Origin of the sequence: Kibdelosporangium banguiense (assembly GCF_017876405.1) — a bacterium.
Taxonomy (GTDB): Bacteria; Actinomycetota; Actinomycetes; order Mycobacteriales; family Pseudonocardiaceae; genus Kibdelosporangium; species Kibdelosporangium banguiense.
Map to the genome: position 1 here is coordinate 10,192,491 of NZ_JAGINW010000001.1, position 14,114 is coordinate 10,206,604.

16 protein-coding genes are annotated in these 14,114 nt (G+C 66.3%); 9 read left to right on the forward strand and 7 right to left on the reverse strand.

Going from position 1 to position 14,114, the window contains the following annotated elements; genetic code table 11:
• Window positions 1–2: 2 nt before the first annotated feature.
• Complete coding sequence (locus tag JOF56_RS45930; RefSeq protein ID WP_209645805.1) at window positions 3–1,193, reverse strand: cytochrome P450; 1,191 nt, start codon at window positions 1,191–1,193, stop codon at window positions 3–5.
• Between the two features lie 532 nt (window positions 1,194–1,725).
• On the opposite strand from JOF56_RS45930, the gene JOF56_RS45935 reads away from it, so the two are divergent.
• The 5 genes from JOF56_RS45935 (at window position 1,726) to JOF56_RS45955 (ending at window position 4,929) form a co-directional block, all read left to right on the forward strand.
• Window positions 1,726–1,983 carry a transposase gene (locus JOF56_RS45935; protein ID WP_209645806.1) on the forward strand — a complete coding sequence of 86 codons (258 nt, stop codon included), beginning with the start codon at window positions 1,726–1,728 and terminating at the stop codon, window positions 1,981–1,983.
• Window positions 1,984–2,277: 294 nt separating this feature from the next.
• Entirely contained in the window at window positions 2,278–3,003 is a 726-nt protein-coding gene (locus JOF56_RS45940; RefSeq protein ID WP_209645807.1) for a hypothetical protein, read from the forward strand.
• A gap of 430 nt (window positions 3,004–3,433) precedes the next feature.
• Window positions 3,434–3,943, forward strand: a complete 510-nt coding sequence (locus tag JOF56_RS60930; RefSeq protein WP_372448404.1) for a WD40 repeat domain-containing protein — start codon at window positions 3,434–3,436, stop codon at window positions 3,941–3,943.
• A gap of 212 nt (window positions 3,944–4,155) precedes the next feature.
• Window positions 4,156–4,545 carry a hypothetical protein gene (locus JOF56_RS45950; protein ID WP_209645809.1) on the forward strand — a complete coding sequence of 130 codons (390 nt, stop codon included), beginning with the start codon at window positions 4,156–4,158 and terminating at the stop codon, window positions 4,543–4,545.
• A 66-nt stretch (window positions 4,546–4,611) separates the two neighbouring features.
• The gene (locus JOF56_RS45955) at window positions 4,612–4,929 is read left to right on the forward strand and encodes a hypothetical protein (protein WP_209645810.1); all 318 of its coding nucleotides are present in this window, start codon (window positions 4,612–4,614) and stop codon (window positions 4,927–4,929) included.
• 179 nt (window positions 4,930–5,108) lie between these two features.
• Here the strand turns inward: JOF56_RS45955 and JOF56_RS45960 are convergent, their stop codons facing one another.
• From JOF56_RS45960 to JOF56_RS45970, 3 genes are all read right to left on the reverse strand, one after another.
• Entirely contained in the window at window positions 5,109–5,513 is a 405-nt protein-coding gene (locus JOF56_RS45960; RefSeq protein ID WP_245378679.1) for an integrase core domain-containing protein, read from the reverse strand.
• Between the two features lie 89 nt (window positions 5,514–5,602).
• On the reverse strand, window positions 5,603–5,821 hold the full coding sequence (locus JOF56_RS45965) for a hypothetical protein (protein ID WP_209645811.1): 219 nt from the start codon (window positions 5,819–5,821) through the stop codon (window positions 5,603–5,605).
• Between the two features lie 160 nt (window positions 5,822–5,981).
• Window positions 5,982–7,142 carry a beta-ketoacyl synthase N-terminal-like domain-containing protein gene (locus JOF56_RS45970; protein ID WP_209645812.1) on the reverse strand — a complete coding sequence of 387 codons (1,161 nt, stop codon included), beginning with the start codon at window positions 7,140–7,142 and terminating at the stop codon, window positions 5,982–5,984.
• A 261-nt stretch (window positions 7,143–7,403) separates the two neighbouring features.
• Here JOF56_RS45970 and JOF56_RS45975 point away from each other — a divergent pair, with 261 nt between their 5' ends.
• The 4 genes from JOF56_RS45975 to JOF56_RS45990 all read left to right on the forward strand — a co-directional run bounded on the left by JOF56_RS45975 (window position 7,404) and on the right by JOF56_RS45990 (window position 12,766).
• Window positions 7,404–10,136 carry a sensor domain-containing protein gene (locus JOF56_RS45975; RefSeq protein ID WP_307855564.1) on the forward strand — a complete coding sequence of 911 codons (2,733 nt, stop codon included), beginning with the start codon at window positions 7,404–7,406 and terminating at the stop codon, window positions 10,134–10,136.
• Between the two features lie 80 nt (window positions 10,137–10,216).
• Window positions 10,217–10,357: a hypothetical protein gene (locus tag JOF56_RS45980; protein WP_209645813.1), complete on the forward strand. Its 141-nt coding sequence runs from the start codon at window positions 10,217–10,219 to the stop codon at window positions 10,355–10,357.
• Between the two features lie 598 nt (window positions 10,358–10,955).
• On the forward strand, window positions 10,956–11,648 hold the full coding sequence (locus JOF56_RS45985; RefSeq protein ID WP_245378680.1) for an integrase core domain-containing protein: 693 nt from the start codon (window positions 10,956–10,958) through the stop codon (window positions 11,646–11,648).
• A gap of 260 nt (window positions 11,649–11,908) precedes the next feature.
• Entirely contained in the window at window positions 11,909–12,766 is an 858-nt protein-coding gene (locus tag JOF56_RS45990) for a S1 family peptidase (RefSeq protein WP_209645814.1), read from the forward strand.
• A gap of 64 nt (window positions 12,767–12,830) precedes the next feature.
• Here JOF56_RS45990 and JOF56_RS60935 read toward each other — a convergent pair whose 3' ends face one another.
• Genes JOF56_RS60935 through JOF56_RS46005 form a run of 3 tightly spaced genes read right to left on the reverse strand, consistent with a single transcriptional unit; the run spans window position 12,831 to window position 13,935 of the window.
• Window positions 12,831–12,959, reverse strand: coding sequence for an RICIN domain-containing protein (locus JOF56_RS60935; protein WP_209645815.1), 129 nt, complete (start codon window positions 12,957–12,959; stop codon window positions 12,831–12,833).
• Window positions 12,956–13,267: a hypothetical protein gene (locus JOF56_RS46000; protein WP_209645816.1), complete on the reverse strand. Its 312-nt coding sequence runs from the start codon at window positions 13,265–13,267 to the stop codon at window positions 12,956–12,958. Before JOF56_RS46000 ends, JOF56_RS60935 begins: the two co-directional genes overlap by 4 nt.
• Window positions 13,264–13,935: an FAD-dependent oxidoreductase gene (locus JOF56_RS46005; protein WP_209645817.1), complete on the reverse strand. Its 672-nt coding sequence runs from the start codon at window positions 13,933–13,935 to the stop codon at window positions 13,264–13,266. Before JOF56_RS46005 ends, JOF56_RS46000 begins: the two co-directional genes overlap by 4 nt.
• Between the last annotated feature and the right edge of the window lie 179 nt (window positions 13,936–14,114).

Here is a 14,114-nt window from a genome sequence, read left to right on the forward strand (position 1 = left end):
TCTCACCAGGTCACGCGCAGTGTCTTCAGCCCGTAGACCGCGCTGAAGACCCGGAACTCGATGTCAGTGTCCGGCTCGGCCAGCGCCAGCCCGGGGAAGCGCTTCAGCAGTGCAGGGAACGCGATCCGCATCTCCATCCGCGCCAGCGGCGCCCCGAGGCAGTGGTGCACCCCGTGGCCGAAGGCGACATGACCGGCGACGCCGCGGGTGATGTCGAGGGCCTCGGGGTCGTCGAGGAGGGCGCGGTCGCGGTTGGCTGCCAGTGGCGAAGGGGCGACGAGCGAGCCGGCGGGGATGGTCTGCCCTGCGATCTCCACGTCCGTCGTGGTCGTGCGGATCAGCGACGGCACGATGGACAGCCAGCGCAGCAACTCTTCGACGGCCGGCTCGACCCGTGCCGGGTCGTTGCGGATCATCGCCAGCTGAACGGGGTGGCGCAGCAGAGCCAAAGTGCCCAGGCCGAGCATGTTCGAGGTGGTCTCGTGCCCGGCCAACAGCAACAGGCTCGCGATGCCGATCAGCTCATCGGTGGACAGATCGTCACCGTGCTCGCGCACCAGCATCCCCAGCATGTCCTCCCCCGGGGCCGCCTGCGCCCGGGCGACCAGGCTCGTCATGTAGGCCCGGTCCTCCTGCCGCGCGGCGTTGCGGTCTTCGACCGATGCGGACAGGTCGAGCATGCGCGCGGTGCGGTCCTGGAACTCGGCCCGGTCGGCATACGGCACGCCCAGAAGTTCGCAGATCACCAGCGAGGGCACCGGCAGTGCGAAGTTCGACACCAGGTCGGCCGGTTTGCCCGCTCGCTCGAGATCGTCCAATGCGGACTCCACGATCTCGGTGATCCGCGGCTCCAGCCGGCGCATCCGCCGCACCGTGAACTCCGGCGTCAGCATCCGCCGCAACCGCGTGTGCTCCGGCGGATCGAACCCGATCAGATTCCCGGCCCGCAACTGGGCCTGCTCCTTCTCGCTCATCCCGTCCGCGTCGGGGAACTCGGAGATGGCGCTGCTGAACCGGGCCGCGTCCGAAAACACCGCCCGGACGTCCTCGTACCGCAGGATCAGATAGGCGGGCTGCCCGAACGGGCCCATCTGCCGCAGTACACCTTGTTCGTCCCGTACCCGGCCCAACTCCCCGGCCGGGGTGAGCCCGTCGCGCCGCATCTCCAACGGCAGTTCCGGTGCTTCCGTCATTGTCCACCCTTTGTTTCGTTTTCCGTACCTGTCATGGCAGAAGGAGCGTCTTGCCGACCGTGGTCCTGGCCTCGATGGTCGCGTGGGCGTCAGCCGCCTGATCGAGCGGGAATGCTGGTGCGGACATCGCCGCCTTCAGTGGCAAGTGGTAGCTGACTAACACTTAGACGTCAGCGTACACGACTACCGGTCAGATGCAACTCATTACGAGATACCACTGTCTCACGACGGATGATTCACGTCGAAGCGAAGAGCGGCTAAGGCGAACACCGGCGGCGAACGCTCATGTCCGCCGATCACCGAGTCGATGGCGCCTGTCCTGGTCGAGAATGCTAATCCGGTTTGACCTGGGCGATCGTGACGTCCAATGATCGGCGGTCGTGTCTGTTCGTCTGGTCTACCGGCCCTTTGGCCAGATGCTGTCCCGGCTTGCCCTGTTCGCTCGGTCGTCGGCGTCGAAGGACGCGGAGATACTCGCCTTACGCCACGAGGTCGCCGTGCTGCGACGGAACAACCCGAGACCTCGCCTGTCATGGCCGGATCGCGCGACCCTCGCCGCGCTTGCGAATGCACCGACCGGATCCTCATCACCGGAGAACACCACCTACACCACGTACTCGACGCCTACGTCACCCATCACAACACCGGACGCAGCCACCAAGGCAACGGAATGCGTCTGCGCGCTCCCAACGACAAACCGAACACGATCCCGTTCCCGGCCCGGATCGACACGATCCGACACCGCCAGTGTCTCGGCGGACTACTTAACGAGTATCAACCCGCCGCATGAAAGTCCAGGCCAGAACCGGTAACCGAGTTTTCGACCAGGACAGGCACAGGACCGCGACCAGGCGATCGGGAAGTCGGTCATCGGCTGGGTGAGCACGTCGCGGCGGACGACCGGCTCGCTAGCCGAGGAAGACCGCCACCGCATCCTGTGCGACTCCCCCGCCACGCTGTTCTTCAATCGCCCATGAATCCCCCACGGTCCTGAGATCCGAGTCGCTCGTTGACGCGGAAGCGAACGGCCCCTATATAAGACATGTCTGGCATTTCGCGTCGTTCGGCGAAGGTGAGGCCATTCATGACGAAGGCAGTCCGCCGCATGGTCGTCGGCATCGCGTGCGCACTGAGCTTCCTTGCCGCCGCATCACTCCCGGCACAGGCAGCACCCACGCCCGCCCGACCCGAACCGGCACCACCTCCCGCAGACGTCCCACCCGCGTTCGTCGCCGACGCCTGTCCATCCCTGCCGCCGGACGCCGACCCGGCCCAGTGGACATGCGGCAACATGGTCTTCGACGCCGGGTACATCCGAATGGGCCGACTCGACCAACCGCTGACCGAGCCGATCCGCCTCACGGTCGCCTACGGCCCACCGGACCAGCTCATCTTCGGGCGACTGGACTCTCGTCCGATGCGGCTCGCCGGGCTCCCCGTCGGCGTCTGGATCACCCCGGAGTACGGCGGCCACTTCACTCCGACCACCTTCACCGAGTTATCCCTGCGCTTCCGGTTGACCGGTCCCGGCCTCGGCCAGAACTGCCATATCGGCACCGTCGACGAACCCATCGCGTTCACGATGACGCCCGTAGCCGGCTCGCTCCGGATCTACCCCCTCGGCCCGAACGGGGAGGACATCGTCGGAGCCAACTACACGGAGACATCCTTCGCCACACCCAAGGCGACGGACTGCAACGGCTTCACCCCAACCATCAACGCGGCCCTGGACCTGCCCTCACCGACCGGCCGGAACGCGGCGTCATTCCGGTTCTACCTGCTCGCCCTCAACTACACGCAACTACCCTGAACCACACCCCCTTCCTGACCACGGCGAGACTCCACGCTGGTCAAGGAATGTTTCGCCAATAGCCGCCCCACCCGCTCTCAGAAGCCGCCGACCACGGTAGGGATGATCCGCTGCGCTGCGGCGCACCGCCTGACTACGTAGTGCGTGCGATAACCCGGTGGTCAGGCCGGTGCGGTCGGCGATCAGCCGCAGCGCTGCGGTGCCGGCGTGGTTGATCACGTCCCGGCCGCCGGTCTCGACGGCCAGATCCGCCGACCATGAGGTAATGTCCTGCACCGGAAAAGTGCTCCTTGGGATAGCTGGGGATAAGGCGTAGACACCCTCATTCTCCCAGTCCAGGAGCACTTTTCCTTTGTCAGACACACCCAGCCTCAAGATCGCGGTGAATACTCAGGGCTTGTGGGATCTGGCGAGCAAGAAGCAGGCCCTTGTGCTGAAGGGCCAGCCAGACATCGTCGTGTCCCTCGACTTCAGCCCGGACGGCAACAGACTGGCAGCTGTCAGCTCCGACGCAAGCACTGTGACATGGGACGTAGCCGGTCCCACGATGACATCCAGTCCTCTGAGTACCGTCACGGACGTCACGTATCACCCAAACGGACACGTCGTCGCCACCAGCGATCTCGACGGGATCATCCGATTGTGGGACACGAGAACCCGTCGAGAAACCGCGGTGCTCACCACCAAAACCGCGCCTGCTTGGGATGTGGCCTTCAGCCCGAACGGTCGCCTCCTGGCCGCAGTCAACCCTGACGCACCCCAGACTGTGGGACACACAGCCTCAAGGAAATCCTTCCCCGCCATCCCCTTGAACAGACCGAAGTGGCGGGAGGGTCGGCCGTCACATTCACCCCTGATGGGCGCACAATCGCCACATCGTTCAACGGGGCCATCGATATCCGCGATACCGCCCCAAGTTTGTTACAGTAACCAATCATGATCACGCCCAGATCATGATCACAGACGCAGGAACGGCGCCCCAAGTGGTTCCATGGTATTGATCACGCAATCAGCGACAGGACCACTTTCGAAGAGCGCCGTCAGCGTTCATGGACCGCGGTCTCATCGTGGAGGAGGGCACCTCGGAAACCGTTTTCGACGGCCCGCGGTCGCCGTGCCTGAGGCAGTTCCTGTCACAGGTACTGTGAACCGGTGGCTCTTGACACCCCACACATCATCGGCCGGCTGTTCGACGAGATCGCGGCCGAGTACTTCGACTTCACGATCACGGTCGAGGACAGGGAAACGGCCGGCCGCTGGCTGCAACTGCGGGGCAACTCGATCAACCTGCCCTACCCACACAGCGGCAAGCCGCAAGAGGTGCTGTCCGACCTCGGCTTCACCGACATCTTCGGCAGCGTCGACTGGTACGTCGACGACTGGGCGGCCGGCAGCTTCGTGACCATCGACTGGGGCTCGTTGGGACAGCCGACGGACCACGCAGCCGAACGAGACGTGCTCGCGGCTATCGTCACCCGCCTGCTCGAAAAGTACTTGGGACTGCCGGCCGACTCCGAACGATGGGTCATCAGCGAGCAATAGGTCCCCTTCGAGAATGCGGTAATCCGGTTTGACCTGGGCGATCGCGACGTCCAATGATCGGCGGTCGTGTCTGTTCCGCTGGTCTATCGGCTCTTGGTCCAGGTCCTGTCCTGGCTTACCCTGCTCGCTCGGTCGTCGGCGTCACAGGACGCCGAGATCCTCGCCTTACGCCACGAGATCGCCGTGCTGCGACGCAACAACCCCCAGACCTCACCTGTCCTGACCAGGCCGCGCAGTCCTGGCCGGGCCGGCCCGAATGCCTCCCAGGGCGCTACGTGGCCACCGGATAGTCACACCCGCAACGTTGCTGCGCCGGCACCACAAGCTGATCGCCACGCGATGGCAACAACCCAAGCCGCCGGGCCGCCCGCCGATCAGCGATGAACTAGCCACGTTCATCCTGCGCCTGACGAGAGAGAACCGGACCCGGGGCGCGGTTCGTATCCAGGGCGAACTGCGCCGCCTCGGCCACCGAGTCGCCGCCTCAACCATCCGCAAAATCCTGCGCGCCAGTGGAGTTCCGCCATCGACGCTGCGCTTGCCAAGAATGTCATCCATGCTGCTCAGGCAGCATGTCGGTATTCGTTGAGGATGCCGCCTAATCGTTGGTGTTGGCGGACGTGAAGATGGGCGATCTGGGCCTGACCGACGATTGGCGGCGGCAACGGTCGGAGAGGCCGAGCATTGGCGATGCCCTGGTGGGGCCGATGGGAGTTGTAGAACTGCTCGTACTCGCGGAGCGCGTGGAGTAGGTGCCGCTGATTCCACATCACGGTGCGATCGAGCAATTCATGGCGGCAAGTTTGCACCCACCACTCCATGATGGAGTTCATCCTGGGCATCTGGATGCCACTGAGCACGACCTGGATACCGGCGTCGGCGAGAACGCCGTCGAACAGGGTCGGAAACTTGCCGTCCCTGTCCCGGATCAAGAACCGTGCTCGGCGGCCGACGTCGTCGAGGTCCATCACGAGGTTACGGACCGCTTGGGTCACCCATGCCGCGGTGGGATGTAGTGTCGCACCGAGGATGCGGATCCGGCGCTGCGCGTGCTAGATCACGGCCAGCACGTACAGGCGAGTCCCAGCAAGTGTGACGGTTTCGAAGAAGTCGCAGGCCAGCACTCCGACTCCGCGCCCACGACGCACAGCGCGGTCAGGATCCCGAACGCCAGGTGCCCGTCTGGCTTGTCCGGGAAGATGTCCGGAAACCTCTGCCAGATGTCAGCGAACAAGCCCGCCAACGCCAGCAGCGGCCCGGCGAGTACCGCGATCAAGCGTATCCGTCCATTGAGGACCGTCTCGCGTAACTTCGGCTCCGACCCTATGGCAACGTTTCTCCGGGCTGCTTTGCCACAGGCTACCCGCTCCCTGCCGCTGTCCGTGCCTTCCGAGGTCGGCGGCAGGTCACCCTGTTGGAGGCACTCAGGATGCTGGCTACGACGGCGGCGCGAGCAGGATGACAGAGTTGTGGCCGCCCATGCCAAGCGACGACTTGATGGTGATGCCGTCGGTGATCGGGGAGGCGCCGTTGAGGAGCCGGGGATGTCCGGGAGCGACCATCGGCGGGGCCGGGACGAGTCCACGGTCGTAACCCAGCGCGGCCACCGCGACCTCGATGGCCGACGCGGCGCCCTGGCAGTGACCGGTCAGCGGCTTGACGGAGTAGACGTCGGTGTTCGACGGGAACAGGTGGTCGAGCACGGCTGCCTCGGCGGCGTCGCACTGGGCGGTGCCGGGACCGTGGGCGTTGAGGTAGCGCACGGCGGAGGCGGGGACGCCGGCGTTGGCCAGCGCGTCCTGGAAGCAGGCGGTGATCTGGCCGAGCTCGGGGTCTATTGAGGTGACGTGGTGGGCGTCGTGGGACATGGAGCCGCCGAGCGTGCGCGCGTACGGGTTGCCCGTGCGGTTGGACAGTACGAACGAGACGGACGCCTCGCCCATGATGAAGCCGCGGCTGCCCTGCTGGAACGGCCGGCACGCCTGTAAAGGTTCGGCGTCGGTCACCGCCACGCCGAGACGGACGAAGTGGAGCACGTTCTCCGGGGTCAGCGACAGGTCGGTCGCGACGAAGACCACGTCGTCGACGAGGCCGGCGTCCAGCCAGGACATGGCGGTGAGCAGGCCCGCGTTGCCAGACGCGCACATCGCGGAGACGTTCATGGCCGGGCCGTGGAAGCCGTACTCCTGCATCAGGGTGGACATCGGTGTGGACGGCATCAATGCCAGGTACTCGTGCACCGAGAGCTCGCCCCCTCGGGTGGTGTAGAACTCCCGCCACAGGTCCACCTCGCCCAGCACGACGGCGTGCAGCAGGCCCACCCGGCGTCCTGGGCGCCAGCCGCGGTTGCTGGCGTCCTCGATGGCCTCGCGTGCGGCCGCGTGCATGGCCCTGGCGAACCGGCTCGGCCCGTCCCGCTCCTCGCCGCCGTCCGGCACGCGGGCCACCCAGACTCCGCCGCAGGGGTTGCGGCCCAGGTCAGGGGTCACGGTGGCGGCCGGCTTGCCGCTCAACAGCCCGTCCCACAGCGGTTCACGGCCCCACCCGTACCCGCTGACCGCACCTATCCCGCAGATGCCTAAGCCTCGAGCGGTCATCTTGCGCTCTCCCTCTCGACTCGAGGGCCGGTGCGACTGACGTCGTTGCGTCGTCAACATGGCTATCGTAAGGGTATATGCCCAGTTCCAGGCTATAGCCGAGGCGCATTAGGGACCTGATCGTCACCCGTTTCGGGTACACCGATATAACGGATCATGTGGGGTACGTCGGCTCGGCTCGGCTTTGCGCGGGCGACGGGAAAGGCTCCACAATGGTCGCTCCACCTGGAATGGACACAAGATCGGGCCTGAGGCCACAGCGTGAAGGAACTAATGGGCGACGCCGGGTTCGACCATGACTTGGTCGTGGAACTCGCGCTTTCGGTCGGTGCGGCCGTTGTGTGGTGCTACGACGTGTCGTCCGGCGACATCTCCTGGCGGCCGGGCCTCGACGAGGTCCTCGGTATGGCGGGCGCGCAGGAGGAGCTCGTCCGGGCCCGCTTGGCCGAACTGATCGCCCCGCTGACCGTCGCCGCGCGGACGGCGTCCGAATGGCAGGCGTTCGAGCTGGAACAACCGTGCAGCATCCCGGACCGGAAGCCGCGCTGGATCCAGTTCCGCGCGCGTGTCTCCCGGCACGCCGGCCGCCGGCGGCTGGTCGGTATCGCGGCCGACGTGACCATCCAGCACCACCAGCAGCAAGAGTTGACCGATCTCGCCGACAGGTACCGGTTGCTGGTCGACCTGGCGCCGGAGGCGATCGTGGTGCACGAGGCAGGCCGGGTCGTGTACGCCAACCCGGCGGCGATCCGGTTCGTGCGCGCCGACTCGGCCGACGACATCCTCGGCCGCCCGATCACCGACTTCGTCCACTCCGGCTCGGCGCCCGAGATGCTGCGCCGGATCTCGGAGCTGACCGTGCCGGGCGCGACCAGCGATCCCGCTGAGGCCGTCCTGCTGCGGTTCGACGGCGGCACGCTCGACGTCGAGTCGGTGTCCGTACGGACCATGTGGGAGGGACGCCCGGCGTTCCAGGTGATCATGCGGGACGTAACCGCCCAGAAAGCCGCGGCGGCGTCGCTGCGCTTTCAAGCCGCACTCGTCGCGCATGTCAGTGACGCGCTCGTCGCGACCACTGCCCAGGGTGTGGTGACCAGTTGGAATCCCACCGCGGAGGCGGTTTATGGCCACAGCGCGGCCGCGGCGATCGGGCAGCCGATCCAGGACGTGGTCGGGGCACCGCTCGACCCGGAAGCGATCCTGGACGCCGGTGGCGTGACGCAGGCCGTCCATCACAACATCGACGGTAGTGACCTCGCGGTCCGTGTGTCGGTCGCGCGTATGGACGACGGTTACGTGCTCATCTGTGCGGACGAAACCGCACGCAGGCGCGCCGAACAGCATTTCACCACTGTGGTCGCGGCCATTGAGGAAGGTGTCATCGTCGTCGGCGCGAGCGGGCTGGTGGAGTCGCTCAACCCCGCGGCCGAACGGCTCCTGGGCGTCGTGGCCAAGGAAGCCATTGGCGCCCCGGCCGCTATGGCCGTGCTCTACGACGAGACCGGCGCACGCATCCCGCCGTCCAGCTACCCGTCTGCCCACACCCGACTGACTGGGCAGCCGCAGAACGGGCGCATCGTCTGCGTGGAACGAACGGACGGGACGCGCATCTGGCTGTCGGTGAGCTGCCGCGTGCTCAACATGGAAGACGACCCGCCTACCGCGGTTGTCGTCTCCTTCAACGACATCACCGAACGCCGGATGCTCGACGGGCAGTTGGAGCACGAGGCCACTCACGACGCGCTGACCGGACTGTTCAACCGTACTGTCGCGATAGACCGGCTCAGCCCGACAGCGCGTGGTCACCGGTCGGGGCCGACCGCGATCCTGTTCATCGACCTGGACAAGTTCAAGGTCATCAACGACTCGCTAGGCCACAGCGTCGGCGACAAGGTCCTGCGGGTCGTCGGCGCGCGGCTGAGCAAGAGCATGCGACGCGGTGACGTCGTCGGCAGGCTCGGCGGCGACGAGTTCACGGTCATCGCGTACGGGATGACAGGGTCTGATGAGGCCATGGTGCTCGCGGAGCACATCCGGACCGAGCTCAACCGCCCGATCGCCGTCGACGGCCGCAACCTGCACGTCGACGTCAGCATCGGCATCGTCATCGCCGGGCCGGACGACGCCCGCGACGGCGACGACCTGCTGCGTGACGCCGACCTGGCGATGTACGAGGCCAAGACCCAGGGCCGCGGCCGGCACGCGTTCTTCGACGTGGATCTGCGGATGCGGACCCAGCGCAGGCTGCAGCTGGAACAGGACCTGCGTGAGGCGCCACGCAAGGGCGAACTGTGGCTGGCCTATCAGCCCATCGTCGACCTGCGCACCGACCGCACGACGACGGTGGAAGGCCTGCTGCGCTGGACACATCCGCGCTACGGCCCGATCTCCCCGGTCGAGTTCATCCCGCTCGCCGAGGAAAGCGACCTGATCAACATCGTCGGCGCGCACATGCTGCGCAAGGCGGCGACCGACATCGTCGAACTGCGAACGCGGCACAACCCGGACCTGCACCTGACAGTGAACCTGTCCGCGCGCCAGATCGACGACCCCCGGCTGATCCCGGCGGTGCGCGACGCGATCCGCACGACCGGCCTGCCGCCGGGCACGTTATGCCTGGAGATCACCGAAAGCGCGTTGATGCGTGACCCCAAGATCGCGGCGGCCACTCTCGCGGCGTTGCGTGACCTCGGGGTCCGGCTCGCGATCGACGACTTCGGCACCGGCTACTCCTCGCTGGCGCAGCTGCTGACCCTGCCGCTGGACACGCTCAAGATCGACCAGTCCTTCGTCGCGGGCCTCGGCCAGTCCAAGGACGCGGAGGCGATCGTCACCAGCATCGTGGCGATGGCGCATGCGGTGGACCTGATCGTGGTGGCCGAGGGCGTGGAGAACCCGCTGCAGCTGGAGATCCTGAGGGACCTCGACTGCGATCAGGCCCAGGGTTACCTGCTTGGCCGGCCGGTCGCCGCGGGCGAGCTGAAACTCGGCTGATCGGAAATGTCGGTGGGTGGGCTTGGCGGTACGTCGAACAGACGTATGCCGCCGAGCTCCTGGGCGGCGGTGCGAGCGGAGTGGGCTACCTACTCGCATTCCAGTTCCTGCTTCGCGACCGGGACGGGAAGTACTCCTCGGCGTTCGATGCCGTGTTCCGAGCCGAAGAGATGAACATCCTGATCAGCGCACCCCAGGCACCGCGGATGAACGCACACTGAGTCAACAGAACGCTCCACACCGAACTCTGCGACCGCGTTCTGATCCTCACCGAAGCACACGCCCGAGAAGCACTCACCGAATACGAGCGGCACTACAACCAGCACCGTGTGGGTGCCGAGAACCCCATCTGCGCGCCTTGACCTGCGCATCTCCAACGCTCTTGAAGCGCGTCTGTGGACACTGCACCAAGATGCACCGTCGTGCTGCGACTCCCCTACCTCGCGCTCTCCGGCGTGTTCGCATTCCTCCGGCTACTGCCGACAAGCAACATCGACAAAGACATCGAGATCCTGGTCCTGCGCCACCAACTGACCATCCTGCAACGACAAATCAGTAAACCGCGCCTCACTCCACCCGACCGCGCGTTCCTCGCCGCTCTGCTCCACCGCCTCCCCAGACCCAAGCTGCGACAACTACACCTGATCGTCTCGCCCGACACTGTCCTGCGCTGGCACCGCGACCTCCTCCGCCGCCACCACGCTCGGGCATCCCGGCCGAAGCGTCGCGGTCGGCCACCCACCATCCGCAGCATCCACCCTCGTCCTCCGGCTCGCCCGCGAGAACCCGAACTGGGGCTACCGGCGCATCCACGGCGAATTGGCCACACTCGCCATCAAGATCGCTCCCTCCACCGTCTGGGAGATCCTCAGAACCCACGGCATCGATCCGGCGCCTCGTCGCGCCCAGCAGACCTGGGCCACCTTCCTGCGCAGCCAGGCACACGCCATCCTCGCCGCGGACTTCTTCGAAACCCGAACCCTCACAGGAGCCAGGCCGTTCATCCTCGCTGTCATCGAGCACACCACCCGGCGCGTCCGCATCCTCGGCGCCACCGCGCACCCCACCGCTGACTGGACCACTCAGCAAGCCCGAAACCTCATCATGGATCTCCAAGATGCTGGCGCCACTGCGGTGCGATATCTGATTCGAGATCGCGACAGCAAATACAACAGCGCATTCGATGCCGTCCTCGCCGACAGCGGGATCACCACCATCACCACCGGCATCCGCATGCCAAGCATGAACGCGATCATGGAACGTTGGATCCGCACCTGCAGAACCGAACTCCTCGACCGCACCCTCATCCACAACCAGGCACACCTACTGCACGCACTGCGCGAGTACGAAGACTTCGACAACCAGCATCGCCCTCACCGCGCACTCCATGCCGCAGCACCACAACGAGCACTACCAGCACCCATCGCCGAACCACACGCGCTGCAGCACCTCAACATCCGACGACAAGATCGACTCGGCGGAATCCTCCACCACTATCACCACGCCGCCTGACCTCGACGGACGCAATTGTCGGCACCTACAGGGGCCGCGACCCCGCTCAATTTTGTCCAAATAGGACAACGCACAGTTCTTGCCACCCGGTCAGATGGCACGGGTGAATTCGAGATGTCGATGGCAGCAATCGATCCGATCTGCCTGGCACATACCGTCTTTCGGAGGGTGGCTGCCGATGTGGATCTCTGCGAGGCTCGACGAGCATCACAGCGGACCGCTGCGCGTTCGTGTCCGCATCCCCCCGACCGAGGAGTTTCATGCGACTTCCGCTTGCCCGCAAAGCAGCCGCCACACTGCTGACAGCGGGCGTCACGCTGTCGCTCGTCGCGACGGCCGCGCAGGCCGACCCGTTACCGTCCAACGTCGATGCTCGGCCGCCGATCATAGGCGGCACCGAGGTGTCCAACGATGCCTATCCGTTCATGGCCGCTCTGCTGAGAAAAGGACCCGGGAGCGCCCTTGAGAGGCAGACGTGCGGTGGCAGCCTGATCGACAGAGCAATCGTCATGACCGCGGCGCACTGCGTCGGGGGCGACCCGGCAGACCTGGAGGTCGTCGTCGGCCGCACCGTGCTGTCCAACAACCAGCAGGGCCAACTCCGCAACGTCACAGCCATCTCTTCGCATTCGCGCTACGGCAAGGAGCCGGGCTACGACGTCGCCATCCTCTACCTGGACAAGATCGTGGAGGGCATCAAACCGATCCAGCAGCCGACGCCGGGCACTGACGGACTGATTCGCCCCGGCACCAAGGCCACTGTCATCGGCTGGGGCAACACCGACACCGAGATGCCCCATTATCCTGACCGGCTGCGTCAGGTGGACGTGCCGTTGTTGTCCCACAACGAGTGCGAGATCGCCTACGGTCCGGAAAAGGGCGTCAACGCGTACAACAGGGTCACGGACATCTGCGCCGGAGTGGAGGGCACGGACTCCTGTCAGGGCGACAGCGGGGGTCCGATCTTCCGCACCGTTCCCGGTACCCAGACGCACATCCAGATCGGCATCGTCTCCCGCGGCGAGGGCTGTGCCGCCCAAGGCGGGCCCGGCGTCTACACCTACACCGGCTCCAAAGTGCTGTGGGACACGATGATGGCAGGCAAAGACCGACGGTGATGAAGCAACTCGTTCACTGACCGCACCGATGCCCCGGACACCCGTCCGGGGCATCGGCTCATCATCAGGACCTGGTCCACCGCTGATTCGCGTTGCCTTGACAGGTCCACAGGATCAACCGTGTGCCGTTGGGGGTGCCACCGCCGGAAAGGTCCCGGCAGAGTCTGGAGTGGACAGACCGGATCGGGTTCATACGGCGCGGCAAAGCCGAGCTGCGTCGAGGATCGCGGCGTGGACGTTGCGGCTGCTCACCGCGTCGCCGACGCGGTAGAGCCGGAACGACCCCGCTTCGTTGCGAACCACATCCTGCGGGCGCCCGGCCAGCAGTGCGGCCAGATCGACGGCCCCGTGGTTTGTCGACGCCGCAACGAGTTCGTCGTAGAGCTCGGTGACCGGCGCCGTCCCCATCTCCGCCACGACGGCGTCGAAGGTCCGGCGCTCGCGGAAGTCGAAGCCGTCGATGCCGAGTTCCACCTGGACTCCGCCGCCGGACCGTGTCACCGCGCGCAGCCGGCGGAGGATCGTGACGGTGTCGCCGTGCTCGCCAGCTCGTGGAAGTACCCCGCGGCCGTGATTCCGCCTACGTCGGGCGAGATCCCGCGCTCCGGCGTGACCAGTTCGACCGTCGCGCCGTTGGCGACCAGGGCTTCGACTGCGTCGAGCGCCTGGGTGCCGCCGTGGTCGTCGTAGACCATGATCCGGCCGCTTGGCCGGCGCGCGCCGGAGAGCACGTCCCAGGTGTCGAGGACGAGATCGGCTCCGGGAATCCGCAGGGCGGCCGGGGTGCCGCCGGTCGCCACGATGACCACGTCCCAGGACTGCGCCGGGAGCGCCTCGACGTAGGTGTTCAGCGAAATCGGCACACCCAGGCGGGCGAGTTCGTCGGCGCGCCAGTCGATGATGCCGCGCAGGTCGCGGCGGCGCGGGGCCAGCGAGGCGAGGAGCAGCTGGCCACCGACCTTGTCGGCGGCTTCGAAGAGCTGGACGTCATGACCTCGCTCGGCGAGGACCCGAGCGGCTTCCAGGCCGGCCGGGCCCGCGCCGACAACCGCGACCCTCTGCGGCGTCTCGGCCCGGGCGACCTGGTGGGGCAGCTCGAGTTCCCGCCCGGTCGACGGATTGTGGATGCAGTAGGCGGCGCCCGACTGGTAGATGCCGTCGATGCACATGCTCGCGCCGGGCCAGTTGCGGAGGGGAGTGGACCGCGTCGCTTGTCCACCAGGTCGGCTCGGCCCGATGCTGCGGCCGCTATCCCTCCCAAGGTATGTTGCCGGATCAGCATGCCGAGCCATTTCCTGATTACAGCTCGTCCAGGCCACGCCCGCCATCCTGCGTGTGCGGCTGCAGG

Bases quoted from the DNA above. Each gene is read 5' to 3' on its own strand.
- JOF56_RS45930 (WP_209645805.1), bottom strand. From the start codon at position 1,193: ATGACGGAAGCACCGGAACTGCCGTTGGAGATGCGGCGCGACGGGCTC.
- JOF56_RS45935 (WP_209645806.1), top strand. From the start codon at position 1,726: ATGGCCGGATCGCGCGACCCTCGCCGCGCTTGCGAATGCACCGACCGG.
- JOF56_RS45940 (WP_209645807.1), top strand. From the start codon at position 2,278: ATGACGAAGGCAGTCCGCCGCATGGTCGTCGGCATCGCGTGCGCACTG.
- JOF56_RS45960 (WP_245378679.1), bottom strand. From the start codon at position 5,513: ATGGACCTCGACGACGTCGGCCGCCGAGCACGGTTCTTGATCCGGGAC.
- JOF56_RS45970 (WP_209645812.1), bottom strand. From the start codon at position 7,142: ATGACCGCTCGAGGCTTAGGCATCTGCGGGATAGGTGCGGTCAGCGGG.
- JOF56_RS45990 (WP_209645814.1), top strand. From the start codon at position 11,909: ATGCGACTTCCGCTTGCCCGCAAAGCAGCCGCCACACTGCTGACAGCG.
- JOF56_RS60935 (WP_209645815.1), bottom strand. From the start codon at position 12,959: ATGAACCCGATCCGGTCTGTCCACTCCAGACTCTGCCGGGACCTTTCC.
- JOF56_RS46005 (WP_209645817.1), bottom strand. From the start codon at position 13,935: ATGTGCATCGACGGCATCTACCAGTCGGGCGCCGCCTACTGCATCCAC.